The sequence below is a fragment of the Micromonospora sp. MW-13 genome (assembly GCF_003434305.1).
Lineage (GTDB): Bacteria > Actinomycetota > Actinomycetes > Mycobacteriales > Micromonosporaceae > Micromonospora.
Genome location: NZ_QKKX01000046.1, coordinates 1 through 20785, shown reverse-complemented (window position 1 = coordinate 20785; position 20785 = coordinate 1). Strand labels below are relative to the sequence as shown.

17 protein-coding genes and 2 pseudogenes are annotated in these 20785 nt (G+C 70.3%); 5 read left to right on the top strand and 14 right to left on the bottom strand.

The annotated features are described in order from the left end of the window. Positions 1–14: 14 nt before the first annotated feature. Genes C5N14_RS21810 through C5N14_RS21795 form a run of 4 tightly spaced genes read right to left on the bottom strand, consistent with a single transcriptional unit; the run spans position 15 to position 3855 of the window. Positions 15–821, bottom strand: a complete 807-nt coding sequence (locus C5N14_RS21810; protein WP_207892824.1) for an ABC transporter permease — start codon at positions 819–821, stop codon at positions 15–17. Between the two features lie 5 nt (positions 822–826). Further along, positions 827–1702 carry an ABC transporter permease gene (locus tag C5N14_RS21805; RefSeq protein ID WP_117670099.1) on the bottom strand — a complete coding sequence of 292 codons (876 nt, stop codon included), beginning with the start codon at positions 1700–1702 and terminating at the stop codon, positions 827–829. Further along, positions 1680–2747: an ABC transporter ATP-binding protein gene (locus tag C5N14_RS21800; RefSeq protein ID WP_117670097.1), complete on the bottom strand. Its 1068-nt coding sequence runs from the start codon at positions 2745–2747 to the stop codon at positions 1680–1682. The genes C5N14_RS21805 and C5N14_RS21800 overlap by 23 nt, the downstream gene beginning before the upstream one ends. Positions 2748–2772: 25 nt before the next feature. Continuing rightward, positions 2773–3855, bottom strand: coding sequence for an ABC transporter substrate-binding protein (locus C5N14_RS21795; protein ID WP_128763632.1), 1083 nt, complete (start codon positions 3853–3855; stop codon positions 2773–2775). Positions 3856–4303: 448 nt separating this feature from the next. Between C5N14_RS21795 and C5N14_RS21790 the strand changes: the two genes are divergently transcribed. Next, positions 4304–5830 carry a CdaR family transcriptional regulator gene (locus C5N14_RS21790; protein WP_128763631.1) on the top strand — a complete coding sequence of 509 codons (1527 nt, stop codon included), beginning with the start codon at positions 4304–4306 and terminating at the stop codon, positions 5828–5830. A 60-nt stretch (positions 5831–5890) separates the two neighbouring features. Here the strand turns inward: C5N14_RS21790 and C5N14_RS21785 are convergent, their stop codons facing one another. From C5N14_RS21785 to gabT, 6 genes are all read right to left on the bottom strand, one after another. Then, a complete protein-coding gene (locus C5N14_RS21785) occupies positions 5891–6544 on the bottom strand; it encodes a DUF6308 family protein (RefSeq protein WP_128763630.1) in 654 nt (217 codons plus the stop codon). Then, complete coding sequence (locus tag C5N14_RS21780; RefSeq protein ID WP_117670089.1) at positions 6537–8168, bottom strand: AMP-binding protein; 1632 nt, start codon at positions 8166–8168, stop codon at positions 6537–6539. The genes C5N14_RS21785 and C5N14_RS21780 overlap by 8 nt, the downstream gene beginning before the upstream one ends. Beyond that, a complete protein-coding gene (locus C5N14_RS21775) occupies positions 8168–8974 on the bottom strand; it encodes an enoyl-CoA hydratase/isomerase family protein (protein WP_117670165.1) in 807 nt (268 codons plus the stop codon). The genes C5N14_RS21780 and C5N14_RS21775 overlap by 1 nt, the downstream gene beginning before the upstream one ends. 380 nt (positions 8975–9354) lie before the next feature. Next, complete coding sequence (locus C5N14_RS21770) at positions 9355–9807, bottom strand: MaoC family dehydratase (protein WP_117670087.1); 453 nt, start codon at positions 9805–9807, stop codon at positions 9355–9357. Between the two features lie 18 nt (positions 9808–9825). Beyond that, positions 9826–10587: a 3-oxoacyl-ACP reductase FabG gene (gene fabG, locus C5N14_RS21765; RefSeq protein ID WP_117670085.1), complete on the bottom strand. Its 762-nt coding sequence runs from the start codon at positions 10585–10587 to the stop codon at positions 9826–9828. A gap of 43 nt (positions 10588–10630) precedes the next feature. Beyond that, positions 10631–11974: a 4-aminobutyrate--2-oxoglutarate transaminase gene (gabT, locus tag C5N14_RS21760; protein WP_117670083.1), complete on the bottom strand. Its 1344-nt coding sequence runs from the start codon at positions 11972–11974 to the stop codon at positions 10631–10633. A gap of 104 nt (positions 11975–12078) precedes the next feature. Between gabT and C5N14_RS21755 the strand changes: the two genes are divergently transcribed. Together C5N14_RS21755 and C5N14_RS21750 are read left to right on the top strand one after the other, a co-directional pair. Further along, on the top strand, positions 12079–13614 hold the full coding sequence (locus C5N14_RS21755) for a PucR family transcriptional regulator (protein ID WP_117670081.1): 1536 nt from the start codon (positions 12079–12081) through the stop codon (positions 13612–13614). 62 nt (positions 13615–13676) lie between these two features. Further along, positions 13677–15119 carry an aldehyde dehydrogenase family protein gene (locus tag C5N14_RS21750; protein WP_117670080.1) on the top strand — a complete coding sequence of 481 codons (1443 nt, stop codon included), beginning with the start codon at positions 13677–13679 and terminating at the stop codon, positions 15117–15119. A 51-nt stretch (positions 15120–15170) separates the two neighbouring features. On the opposite strand, the gene C5N14_RS21745 is transcribed toward C5N14_RS21750, so the two are convergent. From C5N14_RS21745 to C5N14_RS33350, 4 genes and pseudogenes are all read right to left on the bottom strand, one after another. Further along, the gene (locus C5N14_RS21745; protein WP_117670078.1) at positions 15171–15578 is read right to left on the bottom strand and encodes an arsenate reductase ArsC; all 408 of its coding nucleotides are present in this window, start codon (positions 15576–15578) and stop codon (positions 15171–15173) included. A 109-nt stretch (positions 15579–15687) separates the two neighbouring features. Beyond that, positions 15688–16803 carry an ACR3 family arsenite efflux transporter gene (gene arsB, locus C5N14_RS21740; protein ID WP_117670076.1) on the bottom strand — a complete coding sequence of 372 codons (1116 nt, stop codon included), beginning with the start codon at positions 16801–16803 and terminating at the stop codon, positions 15688–15690. Position 16804: 1 nt separating this feature from the next. Further along, complete coding sequence (locus C5N14_RS33355) at positions 16805–17083, bottom strand: helix-turn-helix transcriptional regulator (RefSeq protein ID WP_256371546.1); 279 nt, start codon at positions 17081–17083, stop codon at positions 16805–16807. Positions 17084–17179: 96 nt separating this feature from the next. Continuing rightward, positions 17180–17530, bottom strand: a pseudogene (locus tag C5N14_RS33350) (ArsR/SmtB family transcription factor); the annotation flags it as partial. 198 nt (positions 17531–17728) lie between these two features. Here C5N14_RS33350 and C5N14_RS21730 point away from each other — a divergent pair. After that, positions 17729–19147, top strand: a pseudogene (locus C5N14_RS21730) (NAD(P)-binding domain-containing protein); the annotation flags it as partial. A 305-nt stretch (positions 19148–19452) separates the two neighbouring features. After that, a complete protein-coding gene (locus tag C5N14_RS21725; RefSeq protein WP_117670072.1) occupies positions 19453–20484 on the top strand; it encodes an MFS transporter in 1032 nt (343 codons plus the stop codon). Positions 20485–20785: the final 301 nt, after the last annotated feature.

Here is a 20785-nt window from a genome sequence, read left to right as displayed (position 1 = left end):
CTCCGCCATGGCCGTCACGCCCTGCTCAGCACACGCTTGAGCCCGAGCGCCCGTTCGATCAACACGACGGCCGCGAGCGAGAAGACGATGAGCACCACCGACAACGCGGCGACCTGCGGGTCGGTGTTGTTCGAGACGTAGCGGAACACCACCACGGGCAGCGTGGTGCGGCCCGTGCCGACCACGAACAGCGACACCACCGCCTCGTCGAAGGAGATGATGAACGACAGCGCCCCACCGGCGATCAGACCAGGCGTGATCAACGGAAGGGTGATCCGGCGGAAGGTGGTGAACGGGCTGGCGCCGAGCGTCCGGGCCGCCTGCTCGCAGGAGGCGTCCACCGCGTTGAGGCTCATCATCACGGTGCGGACCACGTACGGGATGGTCAGGCTCAGGTGCGCGAGGACCAGGCCGGGATACGTGCCGACCAGACCCACCGGCCCGAGCACCAGCAGCAGGGCCAGGCCCAGCACGACGCTCGGGAGCAGCAGCGGCGAGGTGAACAGACCGACCAGGCCGTCGCGTCCGGTGAAGTCGTACCGGGTGAGCGCGAGCGCGGCGGTGACCCCGACGATGAGCGAGACAGCTGTCACGACCAGGCCGAGCACCAGTGACACCCGCAGTCCCTCGAGGAACTCGCTGTTGCCGGCCAGCTCGGCGTACCACCGCAGGGACCATTCCTTGGGCGGGAACTCGAGGTTGGCGCCGGCGTCGAAGGAGATGACGAAGACCACGAGCAGCGGTGCCAGCAGGAACAGGTAGCAGGCGATGACCACGACGGCCCCGATGGTGCGGTAGATCGCTTCAGGCAGGTATTTCACGTCGGCTACCGTCCTTCCACCAGGCGGAAGAGTCGCTGGTACAACACCAGGAACACTCCGAAGAGGAAAAGCAAGAGGATCGAGAGTGCCGACGCGCGGGGCCAGTCCAGCGTCGTGGTCGCCTGGTCGAAGATCTCGGTGGCGATCACGAACACCCGGCCCCCACCCATGAGACGTGGTGTGACGAACGCGGAGATGGTCAGCACGAAGACCATCAACGCCCCGGTGAGGACGCCCGGCAGGCTCAGCGGAAAGGTGATCCGGAGGAAGCAGCGCAGCCGGCCCGCGCCGAGCGATCCGGCCGCGTCCTCCAGGTCCTTCGACACCCGCCCGAATCCGGCGATCATCGCGATGATGGCGTACGGCATCATGATCTCGACGAGTGCGATGACCACACCGGTGCGATTGTTGGTGAGCGTGAGCGGCTCGCTGGTGACACCGAGCCCGCTCAGGACCGAGTTCACGACCCCGTCGTCGGAGAGCAGGGTCAGCCAGCCGAAGGTACGCACGACCGACGACGTCAGCAGCGGCGCGATGGCCAACGCCATCAGGAGCCCGCGCAGGCGCGAGCGCGTCCGGGCGAGGAAGAGCGCGATGGGGTACGACACCGCGATCGCCAGCACCGTGACCAGGACCCCGAGTTGCAGCGTCTGCCAGGCGATCTTCCACACGAACTCGTCGGTCAGCACGTCGACGTAGGACTGCGGGCTCACCGCCGACTGGAGCTCGGCCGACCCGACGGTCCGGTTCAAGGACATGCGGGCCAGCCACGCCAGCGGCACGAGGAAGCTGACCCCGATGGCCACCAGGCCGGGGGCGAGCAGGGCGGCCCGCGCCGCCCTGGAGGTGCGGCCCCCGCTACTGCGGGATGACGTACGCATCCGTGTCACCCCATCCAAGCCTGACCTCAGCCCCGAGCGCGAGCGGGCGACCGCTGTGCGTCCGCTCGGCGGTGATGCGGACGCCGTCGACCTCCACCACCACGGACTCCACGTCGCCCAGGTAGCTCGACTGGACGACGCGCCCCTTCAGTTCGTTCGCCAGCTGCTCGACGGGCTCCAGCTGGACGCGATGCGGCCGTACCATCACGGTGACACTCGTCCGACCGGTTTCCGGCGTCCGTACCGACAGCGTGCCGAGCCCCTCGACCGCGACGCGCAGCAGGCCGTCGTCGCGGCCGACGGCCAGCCCGTCGAACAAGTTGGTCCTGCCGATGAAGTCCGCGACGAACCGGTTCCTCGGTGTCTCGTAGACCGCCCACGGCTCGCCCACCTGCTCGACACGCCCCTCGGACATCACCACCAGGCGGTCCGACATCGCGAGGGCCTCGTCCTGGTCGTGGGTGACGAACACCGTCGTGATCCCGGTTTCCTGCTGGATGCGCCGGATCTCGACGCGCAGTTCCTCGCGGAGCTTCGCGTCGAGGTTGCTCAGCGGCTCGTCCAGCAGCAGCACGGTCGGCTCGATCACCAACGCCCGGGCCAGGGCGATCCGCTGGGCCTGCCCGCCGGAGAGCTGGCTCACCCGGCGGTTCGCGAGGTGGGTCAGATGGACCATGTCGAGCGCTTCGGCGACCCGGCGCCGGCGTTCGCTCTTGGGGATCCGGCGCATCTGCAACCCGAAGTCGACGTTCTCCCCTACCGACATGTGGGGAAACAACGCGTAGGACTGGAACACCATGCCCATGTCCCGCTTGTGCACGGGGCGGTTGGTCATGTCGACGCGGCCGACACGGATACCGCCGGAGGTGGGAACGATCAGACCCGCGATCATCCGCAGGGTCGTCGTCTTCCCGCAGCCCGACGGCCCGAGCAGCGAGATGAACTCGCCTCGCGCGACGTCGATGTCGACATCACGCACCGCCGGCCGGGGCTGGTTCGGATATGTCTTGGTCAGCTTGCTTAGTACGAGATAGGCGTCTTCCACGCTGGACTCCTCGACGTGGGCGGAACTACTTCGAGATGACGTCCTCGCGCCAGATGTCGGTCCACTGGGCACGGTGCTCGGCGAGCCAGTTCCAGTCGACGGGGATCATGGTTTCGAGCTTCTCCGGCGTCATCACGGTCCGCTGGGCGACCGCGTCACTGACCTTGGTCAGGGTGTTGGTCGGGGCGTAGAACATCTCCGCGGCGAACGCGGCCTGCGCCTCGGGGCCGAGGGCGTAGTTGATGAAGGTCTGCGCGGCGCTCGCCCGCTTGCTGCCCTTGACGAGATTGATGGTGTTGACCTGCATGATGCTGCCCTCCTTCGGGAGGGCGACCCCCAGCGCGCCGTCGGACAGGTCACGCTGTAGCTGGCTGCGCGCGTTCCAGGCCAGGGCCAGGCTGACCTGCCCGGACTTGACGAGCGTGTAGGTGTCTGGCTGCGGGTTCCAGGTCTGCACGGAGGGCGCCAGCTCGCGCAGGCGCCCGACCACGGGGTCGATGGAGCGCTGGTAGTCCACGCCCAGCATGTCGCCGAGGATCACGGTCAGCCCGATACCGTCCAGCTGGGGTGGCGCGCTGATCGAGACCTTCCCCTTGTGAGCGGGGTCCCAGAGGTCGTTCCAGGACGTCGGCGCGGTGGTCACGGCCTTGGTGTTGTAGGCGAGCGTCAGGTTGTCGAACGTGACACCGGGACCGAAGTTGTCCCGCACCTTCGCGTGCTCGCTGAGGTCTTTCATGTTGGGGACGGCCGCCGGGTCCAGCGGCGCGAAGATGTTCTCCTTGTTGGCGCTCTCAGCCACCGACAGATCCATGATCACAACGTCGATCGTCGGATTGCTCTTCTGCGTACGAAGCCGGCCGAGCATCTCGGCGGACGAGACGACGCCGTCGTATTCCACCTTGATGCCGGGGTTTGTCTTCTCGAACTGCTCAACAACCGACTTGAGGTACTTCTCTTTGAAGCCGCCGGTCGCGTACGCCATCAGACGAATGGTGGTCTCACCGTCGCCGACGCCGTCCGAGTCGCCTCCCGTCGAGCACGCCGAAAGCGCCACCACCGGAGCCAACAGGAGCGGCAGCAAGGCCCGCCGGGATATTCTCCTGGTCACGATTCATCTCCCGATCATGTATTTGTGATCGGCCACCCGCTATGGAGCTGCCGACCGGAAGGGCTCGTCGCAAGCCAATACGCCGACAGCGGTTGCGCTATGGCGGATCGGTCGTAAGAGAGTCACACGTGGCCCGAATCACGTCAGCCGACGGATGGATAGTCTCTTCCCCAGGCGCATGGCCAACTGGCCAAAACCGGGCGGTCACCCGCTGTGGCGCGCTCCCTCGGACGGCGCCGGACGCGAGCACGGCCGCCGGCCGCTCCAACGTGCCTGCTGAGAACGCTAGAATAGGTGGGGTTGGCAGCCCGGCACCCGACCGCCCCGCGGCCATCGCCCGCCCGTCCCCCGCCGCAAACTGACAGACAGTGACGGGACAAACCACTAGAAAGACCTGCCCGGCGGCACAGCACGAGGAGACAATTTGCCACACGCCAGCACTTCACGGGTGCTCGACGTGTCCACTTCTGCTGTGCTGAGCGCAGTTGAGTACCCGACCAGGTTCATTCGCGAATCCGACCACGCAATGCTGCCGGTGACGGCCGTCGTCACCGAACCAGCGGCCTTTCACGGCGGCGGCGAAATCCTCGTCGTGGACGCCGCCACCATACCGGCCGCCGTCGCGCGTATCCGCGAGCTGCCCGAGCCCGGCGGGACACTTGTCGCGGTCGGGCTGCCCGAGATCGCCGCGCAGTCGGCTTTGGCCGCTTCCGTCGACACGTCGGGAATGTCGGTCGCGCACTGCGCGCAGCAGGTCGACGTGACGACCTACGTGCGGGATCTGAATCAGGTTGTGGAGACCCTGCGACGGGCCAGCCTGTCGAAAATCCTGAAACTGCACGATGCGCTGGTCGCGGCGGTCATGTCGGGTGCCGAACTGGAGACGATCCTGAAGCTCACCGCCCGTCAGGTGTCGGGGTTCGACGCGATGTTCGTCGACTACACCGGCGCGGTGATCTCCTCGTGGAGCCATCGCGGCCAGCGCAGCCTGCGACTGCCCGCCGACCTCGCGATGGTGCTGAAGACCTCCCCGCCGATCGACACGACCCAGGTCGAGGTGGGCGACGGCCGGGTTGCGGTGCTGGTCAGCGTCGGTCTGCACAACCAGGTCGAAGGTGCGATCGTGTACCTCGGGCCCCGTCGGCTGAGCGCCCCTGAGCTGCTGCTCGTCGAACGTGCCCGCGCCGCGGTCCTCCTGCGCTTCGCCCGCGAGACGTCCCGGCGCGATGCCCGGCGGGCCACGGTGGAGCAGCTGCTCCGGGCCGCCGTCGAGGGCTCGATGAGCCACGAGAAGCTGACGTCGGCACTGCGCGGGCTGGGGCTCGAGCCGGCCGAGGGCTACTGCGTCCTCGCGGTACGCCTCGACCGCAGCATCCCCGGCGCACGTGCGCTGACCGTACTCGAGGACATCGCGGCGGCCAGCACCCAACCCATCGTCGGCGGGCTCCAGGGCAAGATCTTCTGCCTGGTCCAGCCGGTCGACAGTACAGTGCCCGAGGACTTCCTCCAGGCCTGCCACCACCGCGGCTGGAAGGCGGTCACCGTAGGGCGCAGCCGGCCCAAGACCGACGCGGAGAGCTTCGCCCTGGCCATCCGGGAGGCGGCCACCGCCGCCCAGTCCTCCAGGCAGACGGCCAGCCAGATCCAGGACGTCACCGCACTGGGACTGCCCGGACTGCTCGCCGGGCTCGACCCGCAGGGCGTCATGCAGCCGTTCGTGGACACGCTGCTCGGCGAACTGCTGAGCCACGACGCCACGCACAACAGCGAACTCGTCCGGACGCTGGCCGCCTACTTCGACCTGGGATGCCGTCCCGGCCCCACCGCGGAGCGGCTGTGCATCCACCGGCACACGCTCTCCTACCGGCTCGACCGGGTCGCCGAGCTGACCGGGAAGGACCCCCGTGGCCCGGAGTGGCTGCTGAGCTTCGGAATCGCCCTACAGATGCACGCCATCCTGGACGCCAGCCTCTGACCACGAAGAGATCCGGCAACGGGCCCCGCCCGGATCGGGCGGTGCAGCGGCCGGCGACGGTCAGTTCGCCGCCAGGCTGTTGACCGCGATCCCGAACAGCCGTACGTCGCTCAGTCGCGACAGCGCGTGCGAGACGACGTCATCCGCCTCGGCGAACTGCCGCCGAAGGGCGTCGACGCCCTCGGCGCTGGCGATCAGGTCCCGCCGGAACACCTCCCAGTACAGCGGGGAGTCGCTTCCGCTGGTAGCGGCGAGGTCCACCGCCTGCTCGCTGTAGAAGGCGAGGGTCCGGTTGTTCAACAGCGGCACGAGCGACGGACGCTTCAGATGGAGGATCGCCGACGCGACCGTGACGCGGAGACGGTGCCGGTAGCGGAAGTGACGGTAGAGCGCTATGGCGTGCGCGTACGGCGTCCCCGCGCCGCCGTAGGGGGTGTCGGCGAGACGGGCGTCCTTCGGGACCGCCGCCCACGGGGCCTGCTCGGCCGCCATGAGGCACGACCGGACATCGTCGGCGGTCAGCGAGACACCGAGCAGCAGCAGCCGACCGAAGTCCTGCAACTCCACCACGTCGGTCGGGCTCGGCGGGCCGTTGCGGAGGCTGCCGGCGTAGTCGAAGCCGACGAACTCCAGATCGGACGGCAACTGCAGGAGCACCCAGGCATCCGACACGCTGACCGAGTGGTTCGCGATCGTGAGTCTCGGCTCAGCCATCGGATCGCTCGGCGACGTGCCCACCGGGAGCGGCGGACGGGCCAAGGCGGACGTGCTGCCCCGTCGTGCGGTCGAAGGCCGGGACCGACAGTGCCCGCAACTTCTCCTTGGCAACCCGCTGCGACGGCGTCAGCGGCAGCTCGTCGACGAGGCTCCAGTACCGCGGCACCTTGAACGGTGCCAGGTTCGCACTCGCGTGCGCCACGACCTCGCCCAGCGTCGTCGCGGTGTCAGCCTCCCCGCCGACCACGAGAAACGCCTGGACCTCCTCCCCGCGCAGGTCGTCGGCGACCGGGATACAGGCTGCCTGGCTGACCCGGCCGGCCGAGGTCAACACCGCCTCGACCTCGTTCAGCGCGATGTTCTCCCCACTGCGACGTGCCATGTCCTTCAACCGGCCGGTCAGGTACACCCGGCCGTACTCATCCATCCGGGCCAGGTCACCGGTGTGGAACCACCCGTCCCGGAACACCGCGCGGGTCGCCTGCTCGTCCCGGTAGTAGCCGTCCATCATGCCGATGCCACGCAGGACCAGCTCCCCAGTGGCACCACGCGGCACCGCCCGGCCGTGTTCGTCGACGATCCTGACCTCACGGTGCGGGTTCGGCCGCCCCACGCACCCGGTGCCGACCAGTTCGTCATGGTCGTCGGGCAGGACCCGAAGATCGCCCCCGGTCTCGGTCATCCCGAAGCCCTCGTACCAGGCAACCCCGAACCGCGCCTCTAAGGCGGCGTGCAGGTGCTTCGGGATGCCGGAGCAGGCGACGGCACGCAGCGAGTGAGCACGGTCGGTGGGCCGCTCCGGCTGGCGCAGCAGGAGGGTGGGCATCATTCCGATGCAGTAGAGATACGTGACGCCGTACGCCCGCACCTTGTCCCAGAACGAGGTGGGGTGGAAGCGGTCCAGGACGACGAGCGACGACCCGACCAGCAGGCACGCCGCGAGGCTCCACTGCGGATCCAGGTAGTAGAAGGGCTGAGCCGTGAGCAGCACGTCGTCGGGTCCGAGATAGGGAAAACCGTCCGCGTACTTGCGCACCATCGTCGTCCAGTAGCCGTGCGACAGCATGCAGCCCTTGGGTTGGCCGGTGGTGCCCGAGGTGTACTGGATGTTGGCCAACGTCTCGGGGTACACCGACGCGCGCACGGGCGCCGGTGCGACATCCACGCCGGCCAGGTGGATCACCTCTGACTGGGGCGCGGGGTCGGTGACGGCCACCCGATACCGCCCGCCCGCCGCGGCGAGTACGAGATCCCGGTAGTCGGCGCAGGTCACGGTGAGGGCCGGCTCCGCGTGCTCCAACAGCCGGACAATCTCCCGGACCGAGTACCTGGGGTTCACCGGCACGACCGCTGCACCGATCTTGGCGGCGCCCAGCCAGAGCAGCGGATAGTCCGGACGGTTGTCGAAGACCAGCGCGATCCGGTCGCCGTACCCGATGCCCAGCGTGTCGAGTACGGCCGCGTAGTGGTCCGACAGGTGGTCGAGTTCGGCGAAGGTGTAGCCGATGTCGTGCTGGTCGAATCTCAGCGCGGGCCGGTCCGGCCACAGCCGAGCCGCCCGCCGGACGAGCGTGGCCAGGTCCCGCACCCGCAGGACGTCCCCGTCCTGATCTGCCGTCATCACGCACCTTCCGCCTGTGAGCCGCTGGACCTCGCGTCGAATCGTTGCTGTGCTGCCAGAGCCTCGCCCGAGTCCTGGGCCCGGAGGGCGAAGCGCACCTCGGCGTCGAGCGCGGTCGCCAGGTCCGTCCAGGTGCCCTCTTCGAGGAGCCGTTTGGCGCCCTCGACGGCGCGGACGGGACGACTCCGGACCGTCTCGGCCAACGCGTTCACGACCGCCGGCAGATCCGCCGCGGTGGCGACGTGGCTGACCAGCCCCATCTCGTACGCCTGCTGCCCGTCGACCCGCTCCCCCAGGATCATCATCCGCCGGGCCCGGGCCGGCCCGATCAGCCGGGGCAGGATGGCGGAGACGCCACCGGTCACACTCAGCCCGGCTTCGACTTCGGGAAACCCGAATACCGCGTCCTCGGCGGCGACCACGAAATCGGCGGCGAGGGCGAGTTCGGCACCCGCGCCCAACGCGTACCCGTGGACCTGAGCGATAACGCAACTCGGCGAGTTGCGCAATCGGGTGGTCAGCGCCTGGATCCGGCTCAGCCGTTCGGTGCGCTCGTTGTCCGGCGGGCTGCCGACCACCTCGTGTTTCAGATCGTAACCCGAGGAGAACGAACGGCCCCGGCCGCTGAGCACGATGACCCGCGCCCCGCTCCGGTCGGCCTGCTCGATGGCTTCCAGCAGCTCACGTACGAGCTGCGGGATGACTGCGTTCAGCCGGCTCGGGCGATTGAGCGCGATGCGCGCCACTCCGGCCTCGGCCGCGTACTCAATCGTTGGTCCGGACTGTCGCCCATGATCACTGTTCATCCCGCTCCCCATCGGTGAGGTCGCTAAAGAATTACCGGCAGGTCCGCTGCGCTGTCATCGGACAGATGTCGAGAGCAGGTCATTGCGGCGCTCCCTTTGTCCATCGGCCCGCCGGACGGCCCGGTCGGTTCCGTCGGACAGTGGACGGTGTCGTGGAGCACGGCTGGCGGAGATTCCCGCATGCTGCATGGCGAAAAGAACGTCGCATCAGCGGCGGGCGAGGCGGACGAGGGTCCAGGCGGACCGCCGGCAGCCACGCCAGGGGCAGGAAGTCGCACCGAGCCGGGTGGCCGGGGCGGCTCCGGCCGGGGACAACCGGGAGATAACGGGCGGGCCGGCAGACGGTGCCGGGCGGGCCGGGCGACCGGAGTGCGCGCGGGTCAGGGCACCAGCAGGCTGATGGTCTCGGCCACGCACGCCGGCTTGCTGGCCCCCGCACGCTCGATGGTGACGCGGGCCATCGCCTGTACCCCGGTGGCGCGCGGGACCAGCGACATCAGCTCGACCCCGGCGCGGACCTGGGAGCCCACCGGCACCGGTGCGGGAAACCGGACCCTGTCGCAGCCGTAGTTGACGCCCATCGTCAGCCCCTCGACCCGATAGACCCGCAGGACCAGCTTCGGCACCAGCGACAGGAGCAGGTAGCCGTGCGCGATGGTCGATCCGAACGGACCGCGCGCCGCCCTCTCCCGGTCCACGTGGATCCACTGGTGGTCACCGGTGGCCGCGGCGAACAGGTCGATCTGTTCCTGGGTGATCGTGTGCCAGTCGCTGTGTCCCAGGTGGGTGCCGACCGCGTCGGCGAACTCCTCGATGCCGTGGAAGACCTTCACCGTACTCCTTCCGGCCGCTCAGGCGCGGGGACCGCCGGCGACGTAGATGACCTGGCCCGAGACGAAGCCCGCCCCTTCGCTGGCGAGGAACGACACCGCGTGGGCGACGTCCTCCGGCCTGCCGGGGCGGCCGACCGGGATCCGCGCGGCGGCCCGGGCCTTGAACTCCTCGAACGGGACACCGGCGCGCTCCGCGGTCGCGGCGGTCATTTCGGTCTCGATGAAGCCCGGCGCGATGGCGTTGGCGGTGACGCCGAACTTTCCGAGTTCGATGGCGAGGGTCTTGGTGAAGCCCTGGAGACCGGCCTTGGCGGCAGAGTAGTTGGCCTGACCGCGGTTACCCAGCGCCGAGGTGCTGGAGAGGTTGACGATGCGCCCCCACCGGTGGTCGACCATATGCCGCTGCACGACGCGGCTCAGGAGGAAGGCACCCCGCAGGTGGACCGCCATCACCGCGTCCCAGTCCTCGGCACTCATCCTGAAGAGGAGGTTGTCCCGAAGGATACCGGCGTTGTTGACCAGTACCGTCGGCGCCCCGAGTTCCGCGGCGACCCGGGCCACCGCAGCCTCGACGCCGACCGCGTCGGTGACATCGACGCCGACCGCCAGGGCGCGACCGCCGCCGGACTCGATCGCGTCGACGACCGGTCCGCAGCCGGCCTCGTCGAGGTCGAGGACCGCGACGGAGAAGCCGTCGGCGGCGAGCCGCCGGGCGATGGCCGCACCGATGCCCCGGGCTGCCCCGGTCACGATCGCGGTACGTCTGCTGGTGCTGCTCATGTCGTCTCCCGTAACGCTCTGGTCCTGCCGGCGGACACGCTCGTCAGGCGGTTGTGGTGAAGGCGTCGGCGAGTACGTCCATCGCCTCGGCGAGAAGATCCTCGGAGATCACCAGCGGCGGCAGGAACCGGAGCACGTTGCCGTAGCTGCCGCAGGTGAGCGTCAGTACGCCCTGCGCGTGGCAGTGCCTGGACACGGCCGCCGCCCGGGCCGGGTCCGGCGTACGCCCGTCGTCGCGGACGAGTTCTACGGCGATCATCGCGCCCCGGCCGCGGATGTCCCCGATCGCCGGGTGCTCGTGGGCGATCTCCCTCAGCCGGCCGACCATCAGCTCGCCCAGCCGCCGAGCAGCGGAGTTCAGGTCCCGGCTCCGCATGACCTCGATCGCGCCGAGCGCGGCGGCGCAGGCGACCGGGTTGCCGCCGTACGTGCCGCCGAGCCCACCGCCGTGCACCGAGTCCATGATCTCGGCGCGGCCGGTGACCGCAGCCAGCGGAAGACCTCCCGCGATCCCCTTCGCGGTCGTGATCAGGTCCGGCACGACGCCCTCGTGGTCGCAGGCGAACCAGTCTCCGGTGCGGCAGAACCCGGTCTGGATCTCGTCGGCGACGAAGACGACGCCGCTTTCGCGCGCCCAGTCGGCGAGTCGGGGGAGGAATCCCTCGGCCGGAACGATGAATCCACCCTCGCCGAGGATCGGCTCGATCACGACGCAGGCGACATTCCCGGAACCGACCTGCCGCTCGATCCGGTCGATCGCCTGCTCGGCCGCCTCGACGCCGGAGAGGTCGTCCCGGAAGGGGTAGGAGACGGGGGCCCGGTGGACCTCGGCGGCGAACGGTCCGAAGCCCTGCTTGTACGGCATGTTCTTCGCCGTCATCGCCATGGTCAGGTTGGTACGGCCGTGGTAGGCGTGGTCGAAGACCACGACCGCGTCCCGACCCGTGAAGGTACGGGCGATCTTGATGGCGTTCTCCACCGCCTCCGCCCCAGAGTTGAGCAGGACGGACTTCTTCGCGTGGTCACCAGGGGTCAGCTCCGCGAGCTGCTCGCAGACATCGACGTACCCGTCGTAGGAAGTGACCATGAAGCAGGTGTGCGTGAACAACCGCGCCTGCGCGGCGACCCGGTCGGCGACCTCCGGGGCCGCGTTGCCGACACCGGTCACGGCGATGCCCGAGGCGAGGTCGATCAGCGAGTTGCCGTCCACGTCGCGCAGCACGCCGCCGCCGGCGGCCTCGATGAACACCGGCAGCGTGGTGCCTACGCCGTCGGCGACGAGACGCCGGCGGCGGGCAGCACGTTCCCGTGAGGCCGGGCCGGGGATGTCGGTGACGACGCGGCGCTGCTGGGGAAGGTCTGGGCCTCCGGAGATCCTGTTCGGCATGCCGGCAAATGTAGGTAGCCGGGCGGGGTGCCGCGTCGGGCGCTGAGTACAAGTTGCGAAACGGCTCTTATACAGTCTGCACAACAGTTCGTGGGAGGGGGAACATGCCGGTCACCCTCGACGCCCTGCTCGCACACCCGGACCTGGGTCTGCGGATGCTGACCAGCCCGGGGCCGGAGGGCGCCGCCCTCCAGGTACCCATCCGCTGGGCGGCCACCAGTGAACTCGACGATCCCACGCCGTATCTACAGGGCGGCGAGCTGCTGCTGACCACCGGCCTACGCCTGCCCCCGGACCGGGCGGGCGTCAACGCGTACCTCGGCCGTCTGCTCGACGCCGACGTGGTCGCGCTCGGCTACGGCGTCGGACTCGTCACGGACACGGTGCCGGCGCTGCTCGTCCAGGTCGCCCGGGAACGGGGCCTGCCCCTCATCGAGGTCGACCAGCCGACCCCGTTCATCGCCATCAGCAAGGCGGTCTCCGACCTCCTCACCGCCGAGCGGTACGCGGAGGTGGAACGTGGGTTCGCCGGCCAGCAGGCACTGACCCGCGCGGCGGTCACCGGGCATGCCCCGGGAGTGGTCAGCCGGCTCGCGGCGACCCTCGGCGGCTGGGCGGCCCTCCTCAGTCCCGGCGGCAAGATCCGGCACGTCTCGCCCGCTGGCGCGCGCCCCTCCGCCGCCGGGCTCGCCGACGAGGTGGGCCGGCTGCGGGGACGGCGGCACGCCGCGCTCTCCCTGGTCCACGGGGCTTCCCACGTCGTGGTCCACCCATTGTCGCCCGCCACTGCCGGCCACGCTCCCGGCCGCGGCTTCCTCGCCGTGGGCATGGACCGCCCGCTGGGCGCCACCGACCAGTCCCTGATCAACGTCGCGACCGCCCTGCTCTCCTTCGACCTGGAGCAGACGAAGGTCGGGGAGGTGACGGCGCGTTCGGCGGCGCTGCTACGCCTGCTGCTCGACGGGGGCCAGCCCGACGAGGAGATCCTCGTCGGGCTCGGTGCGGCGCTGCTCACCAATGAGCGACTGCACGTCACGGCCCTCACCGGCCCACCGGACGTCCTCGATGAGCTGCTGCTCGACCTGATCGCCCGGCTCGACGACCACGTGTTCGCGGCCGTCGTCGGCGGTGACCTCCTGGCGGTCACCGCCGACCAGCGGGACCAGGACGTCCTGCTGGCCAGGATTCCGGACGACGGGCGCGTCGCGGCGGGCACCAGCGTCGGATCCAGCGCTGCGGGGCTGGCTCAGGCCATCCACCAGGCTCGCCAGGCGGCGGCGACCGCCCGCCACCTGATGCCACCCGTCCTCGACTACAGCCAGGTCCGGCGCACCAGCGCGGTCGGCCTGGTGGACCTGCCCGCGCTGTCCGCGTACGCGGACAGCCTGCTCGGCCCGCTCGACGAGTACGCGCGAGCAACCGGGATCGACCTGGTGGCGTCGCTGGCGGCGTGGCTCGGACAGCACGGGCAGTACGACCCGGCGGCCGCCTCGCTCCGGATCCACCGGCACACCCTCAGATACCGGGTGCAGAAGGCGGCGGCACTGCTCGGGCGCGACCTCTCCTCCGTCGACGCCAGGATGGAGCTGTGGTTCGCGATCACCGCGCGGCAGCGGACGCTGTCCACACCGACCAAGTGACCACGCCAGCAGTGCCACTTCGTACAACGGCGACGCCCCCTGCCCGCGCGTACCTTCCAGCCATGACCGAACCGCTGCCGTTGTGGATCGCCGGAACCGCGGTCCACGGCGAGACGACACTAGAGGTGCGCCACCCCTACGACGGCCGCCCGGTGGCGTGCACGACCTACGCCACCGACGCCCAGACCGAACGGGCGGTGGCCGCCGCCGACGCCGTCCGCCGGGAAGCGGCCACGCTTCCGATCCATGTGCGCGCCGAGGCACTGGCCGCGACGAGTCGCGTGCTCGCCGAGCGGGCCGAGGAACTCGCCCGGCTGATCACCGCCGAGAGCGGCAAGCCAGTGCAGTGGGCGCGGGCCGAGGTCGGCCGCGCCGTTTCGGTGTTCCGGGTGGCCGCGGAGTCAACCCGGACCTGGTCCGGTGAGGTGATGCGGCTGGACACCGACGGGTCCGCCGAGGGGCGGCTGGCCTACGTCCGCCGCGTACCCAAGGGGCCGGTGCTGGCCATCACCCCGTTCAACTTCCCGTTGAACCTGGTCGCGCACAAGGTGGCACCGGCGATCGCGGTGGGCGCCCCCGTCGTCGTCAAGCCGGCGCCCAAGACGCCGCTGTCGGCGCTGCTACTCGGCGAGATCATCGCTGCGGTCGGGCTGCCGGCCGGCATGGTGAGCGTGCTCAACGTGCCCGACGACCGGGTCGGCACGCTGGTCGGCGACACGCGCCTACCGGTCGTCTCGTTCACCGGCTCCGGTCCGGTCGGCGCGGCGATCGCGGCCTCGGTACCGCACAAGCACGTCGTCCTCGAGTTGGGCGGAAACGCCGCGGCCTACGTCAGCGCCGACTACGGCGGCGACGCCGACCTTGACTGGGCGGCGCGGCGGATCGCCACCTTCGCCAACTACCAGGCCGGCCAGTCCTGCATCGGAGTGCAGCGCGTCTACGCCGACGCGCAGGTGTACGAGCCGCTGAAGGAACGCCTCGTGGCGGCGGTGGCGGCGCTGCGCACCGGCGACCCGAATGACGAACAGACCCAGGTCGGCCCGCTGATCAACCGCGAGGCGGCCGAACGGGTCGAGTCCTGGGTGGCCGACGCCGTGACGGCGGGTGCCCGGCTGCTCACCGGCGGGACCCGGACCGGAACGACGTACGCACCGACGATCCTGGAGGATGCTCCGGCGAACGCGAGGGTCGTCCGCGAGGAGATCTTCGGCCCGGTCCTCGTGCTGCAACGGGTCGACGGGGCCGACGACGCGTTCCGGCGGATCAACGATTCGAGGTTCGGTCTTCAGGCGGGTGTCTTCACCCACGACCTCCAGCTCGCGTTCCGCGCACATCGCGACCTCGAGGTCGGCGGCGTCATCATCGGCGACGTGCCGTCATTTCGGGCGGATCAGATGCCGTACGGCGGTGTCAAGGAATCGGGGGTCGGCCGGGAGGGGGTCCGGTACGCCATGGCGGACTACACCCACGAACGGGTCATGGTCCTCACCGGGATCGACCTCTGACGCCCGGCGGGAGCCGTTCCGGGCGTGCTGGTGGTCGGACCGGGGCCATGGTCAGTTCGTGGGGGTGAGGTCCGCGAGCAGTTTCTCGATCCGGGTCTTGATCTCGTCGCGGATCGGGCGCACGGCCTCGACGCCCTTGCCGGCCGGGTCTTCGAGTTTCCAGTCCTCGTAGCGTTTGCCGGGGAAGACGGGGCAGGCGTCGCCGCAGCCCATGGTGATCACGACGTCGGAGGCTTCGACGGTGTCGTATTCGAGGAGCCTGGGGGTCTGGTCGGTGATGTCGATGCCGACTTCGCGCATGGCTTCGACGGCGGCGGGGTTGATGGTCTCGGCGGGTGTGGAGCCGGCGGAGCGGACCTCGACGCGGCCGGCGGCGAGGTGGCGTAGCCAGCCGGCGGCCAGCTGGGAGCGGCCGGCGTTGTGCACACAGACGAACAGGACGCTGGGCTTGTCGGGCACGAGGATTTTCCTTATCGGTCGGTGAGGTCGGCAAGCAGGGCCCGTACGCGGGTGTCGATGTCGTCACGCACGGCGCGTAGCACGTCGTCGGTCAGCGGCGGCATCTGGTTCATGACCGGCCCCCAGAGGTCGTGGCGGCCCGAGGAGAGCTCGCGGCCGGGAACAGGCGCCGGCGTAGGGCGAGGCTGACGTAGACCAGGGCGACCAGCACGGGTACCTCGATGAGCGGGCCGACGACACCGGCGAGGGCCTGGCCGCTGGTGACGCCGAACGTGCCGATGGCGACGGCGATGGCCAGCTCGAAGTTGTTGCCGGCGGCGGTGAACGCGAGGGTGGTGGTGCGCTCGTAGTTCAGGCCGATGGTCCGGCCGAAGGCGTAGGAGCCGGCCCACATGACCGCGAAGTAGACCAGCAGCGGCACGGCGATCAGCACGACGTCCCACGGCTGCGACGTGATGGCGTCACCCTGCAGGGCAAACAGGATGACGATGGTGAACAGCAGCCCGTACAGGGCGACCGGCCCGATCTTCGGCAGGAAACGGCTCTCGTACCAGGTGCGACCCCTGGCTCTCTCGCCAAGGCGGCGGGTGAGGTAGCCGGCGAGCAGGGGGATGCCGAGGAAGATCAGCACGTTGACCGCGATGTCCCACCCAGACACCTGCAACTGCGCGCCGGACAGATTGAGCCAGTCCGGCAGCACGGACAGGTAGAACCAGCCCAGCAGGCCGAAGGCGAGGACCTGGAACACGGAGTTGAGGGCGACGAGGACAGCGGCGGCTTCGCGGTCGCCGCAGGCCAGGTCGTTCCAGATGATGACCATGGCGATGCAGCGGGCCAGGCCGACGATGATCAGGCCGGTGCGGTACTCGGCGTGGTCGGCGAGGAAGATCCAGGCGAGGGCGAACATCAGGGCCGGGCCGAGGACCCAGTTGAGCAGCAGCGAGGACAGCAGCAGCCGACGATCGCCGGTGACGGTGTCGAGCCGGTCGTAACGGACCTTGGCCAGCACCGGATACATCATGACGAGCAGGCCGAGCGCGATCGGCAGGGAGATCCCGCCGATCCTGACTGCTTCCAGGGCGGTGTTCAGGCCGGGGATGAGTCGGCCGAGCAGCAGGCCGGCAGCCATGGCCAGACCGATCCACAGCGGGAGCAACTGGTCGAGGCGCGACAGCCGCGCGACGACCGTCGGCGATGCGTCGCCGACGGTGGCGGTGTTCGTCATGTCAGCAGGTCCTGAAGTTCTCGGAGTGGGCCCGGGCCTGCGCGGCGAGGTCGGCCAGGTGCAGTGCCGCACCCTGCAGGGCGTCCGGGACGAGCCGGTAGTAGGTGAAGCGGCCGCGTGGCTCGGCAGTCACGACGCCAGCTTCGCGAAGCAGCTTGAGGTGCCCGGACACGTTGGGCTGCTTCGCGCCGGTGTCCGCGACCAGGTGCGACGTCGTTGCCGGGCCGGCGGCGAGGCTCCGCACGATCTGCGCCCGTAGCGGGTCTCCCAACAACCGCACCACATCAGAATTAGCTGATATCAGCGCGCCCTGATTCAAGTCGGGATGAGTTGCCAACGAGGAGGTGCCGGAAGCCGCAGACCCGGCTCCGGGCGGCGTGGCGGCGTTGCTGGTCAGCAGGTTGCCGAGCAGGTTCAGCGCCTCTGTGCGCACCCAGTAGTAGACCCAGGTGCCGCGGCGTTCGCAGTCGACCATGCCGGCCTCGCGCAGCACCCGCAGGTGATGCGAGATGGTCGCCCCGGTGAGTTCGAAGGCATCGGTCAGATCGCAGACGCAGATCTCCGTGGTAGCGGCGATGAGCGACAGCAGCCGCAGCCTGACCGGGTCGCCCAACGCCTTGAACAGCGGCGCCAACTCGCCGGCGGCCTGTGGCGCGAGAGCCTGCACCGACAGGGGAGGGCAGCAGCCCTGCGCCCCCGTGGTGTCCGGCACGGGAAGAACCGACATGCGCCTAGCTTGACAGGCGTCTAACCGAGATGCAAGGTGGGCTATCCGGTTCGACGGGAATCGAGACACCGATCAGTCGGGGTTGATACCCCTGGACCTGAAACGGGTCACAACCGTCGACCAGCCTGCGTGATCGATCCGGGCGTCGTGTCCGGCGACACGTGTTTGCCCACGCCAGGAACCAGGGAGAGTCGTCTGATGAGCAAGGACCAGACCGCCGCACCGTGCTGCGGCCCCGCCCAGGCCGCCGAGCAGGCCGACGCCTGCCGCGACCCGGGCACGAAGACCGAGGCGATCGACGCGGGCGCGAGCTGCTGCGGCACCAGCAACGCATCAGCCACAGCTGATGACACGGTGCCGGCCCAGCCGGCCGGGGTGGCCGGTCGGGCCGGGCGGGTCGACGGGCCGCACCCGGTCGTGGTCATCGGCGCCGGTCCGGTGGGGCTGGCCGCGGCGGCACACCTGCACGAGCGGGGACTACCGTTCACCGTGCTGGAGGCCGGGCCGTCGACGGGGGCAGCCGTGGCAGCGTGGGGGCACGTACGGTTGTTCTCGCCGTGGCGGTACAACATCGACCACGCCGCCCGCCGCCTGCTGGAGGCCGCCGGTTGGGCCGCCCCCGACGCCGACGTGCTGCCCACCGGTGCCGACCTGGTCGAGGCGTACCTGCAGCCGCTGGCGAAGCTGCCGCAGGTCGCGCCGTACATCCGCTATGACGCCCCGGTTGTGGCGATCGGCCGCGTCGGCGTGGACCGGGTCAAGACCGCCGGCCGCGAGAACGCGCCGTTCGTCGTCCGGCTCGCCACCGGCGAGGACGTGCTCGCCGCGGCGGTGATCGACGCCTCCGGCACCTGGCGCACCCCGAACGTGCTCGGCGCCAACGGGCTTGCCGCACACGGCGAGACCGACCCGCAGAGCACGGCGCTGATCGACGGCGCGTTGCCCGACGTGTTCGGCGCCGACCGTGACCGGTTCGCCGGCCGACACACCGTCGTCGTCGGCGCGGGGCACTCCGCCGCGAACACGCTGCTCGCGCTCGCCGAGCTGGCCGAGCAGGAGCCGGGCACGACCATCACCTGGGCCACCCGTGGCGGTTCCGTCGACCGTGCGCTCGGCGGCGGGGACGCCGACGCGCTGCCCGGCCGCGGCGCGCTGGGCACCGGGACCAAGCTGCTCGTCGACTCTGGGCGCGTCCGGTTGGTCACCGGCTTCGCCGTACACGCCGTCACCGCCATCGACGGGCACGCCGAGCTGACCGCCCTCGACGGGCGCACGCTGGTCGCCGACCGGATCGTCGCCGCCACCGGCTTCCGTCCCGACCACACCATCGCCGCCGAGTTGCGCCTCGACCTCGACCCCGCGCTGGGATGCACCCGGACGCTGGCACCGCTGATCGATCCGAACGAGCACTCCTGCGGCACCGTGCGCCCGCACGGCGTCGACGAACTCACCCAGCCGGAGCCCGGCTACTTTGCCGTCGGCATGAAGTCCTACGGCCGCGCCCCGACCTTCCTGATGGCCACCGGCTACGAGCAGGTCCGCTCGATCACCGCAGCCCTCGCCGGAGACTGGACGGCCGCCCGCGACGTGCAGCTCGACCTCCCCGAAACCGGCGTCTGCTCCTCCACCCAGGGCTACCAGGCGATGCTCGACGACGCCGCCGGCCGCTACGGCCTCGCCCCGGACGTCCCGAACCAGCTCATCTCCGCAGCCCTGCGCCACCTGCCCACCGCAGGCACCATCGCCGCCGCCACCCGTGCCGCCGCCGACGAACTCGGCATCGACCCCGACATCGCGCTGCAACTCGCGTCCCTCGCCGGTAACCAGTTCGACACCACCGGCCAGGGCACGGCAGACGCCGGTCTCCCGCGCGCCGAACTCGGCCTGGCCAACGTCTCCTCCGGCGGCGGCGGCTGCTGCGGGTGACCACCAGCCCCACCACCGACGTCCCCGCCGGCCACACCAGCGTCGGCGGGGACCGCCGCGGACGGACCACGGTCGCCGCGCTCGCCATCACCCAGACCATCGGCTACGGCACCCTCTACTACGCCTTCGCCGTCCTGCTCAACCCACTCGCCGCCGACCTGCACACCAGCACCACGGCGGTCACCGGGGCGTTCACCGCCAGCGTCCTCGTCGGCGCCGTCCTGGCAGTGCCGGTCGGTCGGTGGCTCGACCGCCACGGCGGCCGGGCCCTGATGGCCGCAGGCTCCGCGGCCGGAGTGCTGCTCCTGCTGCTGTTCAGCCGGGTCGACCAGCTGTGGCAGCTCTACGCGGTGCAGGTCGGCATGGGGGCCGCCTGCGCCGCCAGCCTCTACGAAGCCGCGTTCGCCGTCGTCATCGCCCTCACCAGCCCCGAACGCCGCGCGGGCTCCCTGCTTGCCGTCACCGTCGTCGCCGGCTTCGCCAGCACGGTGTTCCTGCCGCTGACCGGGTGGCTGGTCGACGCCCACGGCTGGCGCACCGCCCTGCTCGCACTGGCCGCCCTTCAGACGGTGACCGTGCCACTGCACGCCCTGCTGGTACGCCGGCCTGCGCACCCCGTCCGGCCCCGGCACGATGCGGCGGCGAGCAACGGGGCGATACGGGGGGCGCTGGCCGACCGCGGATTCTGGCTGCTCGCACTCGGGTTCACCGCCCACACCGCCGCCATCAGCGCCCTCGCCGTCCACCTCATCGCGGCTCTCGTCTCGTGGGGCCACCGGCCGGCCTTCGCCGCCACCATCACCGAACGTTACGACACCGGCCGCTACGCCACCCTCGCCGGTATCCTCGTCGTCCCCATGACCCTCGCCAAAGCCGCCGGCCCCCTCGCGGCGGCCGCCCTGCAGGCCACCACCGGCAGCTACGCCCCGGTTCTGGCCGCAGTCGCGAGCTGCTGCGCCGTCGCGGCCGTCGCCATCGCCGCAGTCATCTCCCGACCGGCGGCCAGTCGCCACGCCCGGCCGTCCTGACGCGACGGCCGGAGGGGTGCCGGTGCCGAGATCGGTGGACGAGCTACCGGGACGGCGGACCGCCGCCTCGATCACCTACCGACTACGAACGATCAACGGTGCAGGCTCTGGAGGCCCGAACCGCATAACCGAGCCCTCCACACTTCCAAGGGATCGACACCTGGACGTTACCGCCGTGACGTGCAGGGGCAGAAGACGACCGGACGGGTCGGCCGGGGCACCGGGACCGGCACCTGGGCCGACCTGTCCACGTAGCTGGTCGTTGTCACATGACGTGTATGAAGGTGGACCAGCCGTGTCC

Bases quoted from the DNA above. Each gene is read 5' to 3' on its own strand.
- C5N14_RS21805 (WP_117670099.1), bottom strand. From the start codon at position 1,702: ATGCGTACGTCATCCCGCAGTAGCGGGGGCCGCACCTCCAGGGCGGCG.
- C5N14_RS21785 (WP_128763630.1), bottom strand. From the start codon at position 6,544: ATGGCTGAGCCGAGACTCACGATCGCGAACCACTCGGTCAGCGTGTCG.
- C5N14_RS21780 (WP_117670089.1), bottom strand. From the start codon at position 8,168: ATGACGGCAGATCAGGACGGGGACGTCCTGCGGGTGCGGGACCTGGCC.
- C5N14_RS21775 (WP_117670165.1), bottom strand. From the start codon at position 8,974: ATGAACAGTGATCATGGGCGACAGTCCGGACCAACGATTGAGTACGCG.
- fabG (WP_117670085.1), bottom strand. From the start codon at position 10,587: ATGAGCAGCACCAGCAGACGTACCGCGATCGTGACCGGGGCAGCCCGG.
- gabT (WP_117670083.1), bottom strand. From the start codon at position 11,974: ATGCCGAACAGGATCTCCGGAGGCCCAGACCTTCCCCAGCAGCGCCGC.
- C5N14_RS21755 (WP_117670081.1), top strand. From the start codon at position 12,079: ATGCCGGTCACCCTCGACGCCCTGCTCGCACACCCGGACCTGGGTCTG.
- C5N14_RS21750 (WP_117670080.1), top strand. From the start codon at position 13,677: ATGACCGAACCGCTGCCGTTGTGGATCGCCGGAACCGCGGTCCACGGC.
- arsB (WP_117670076.1), bottom strand. From the start codon at position 16,803: ATGACGAACACCGCCACCGTCGGCGACGCATCGCCGACGGTCGTCGCG.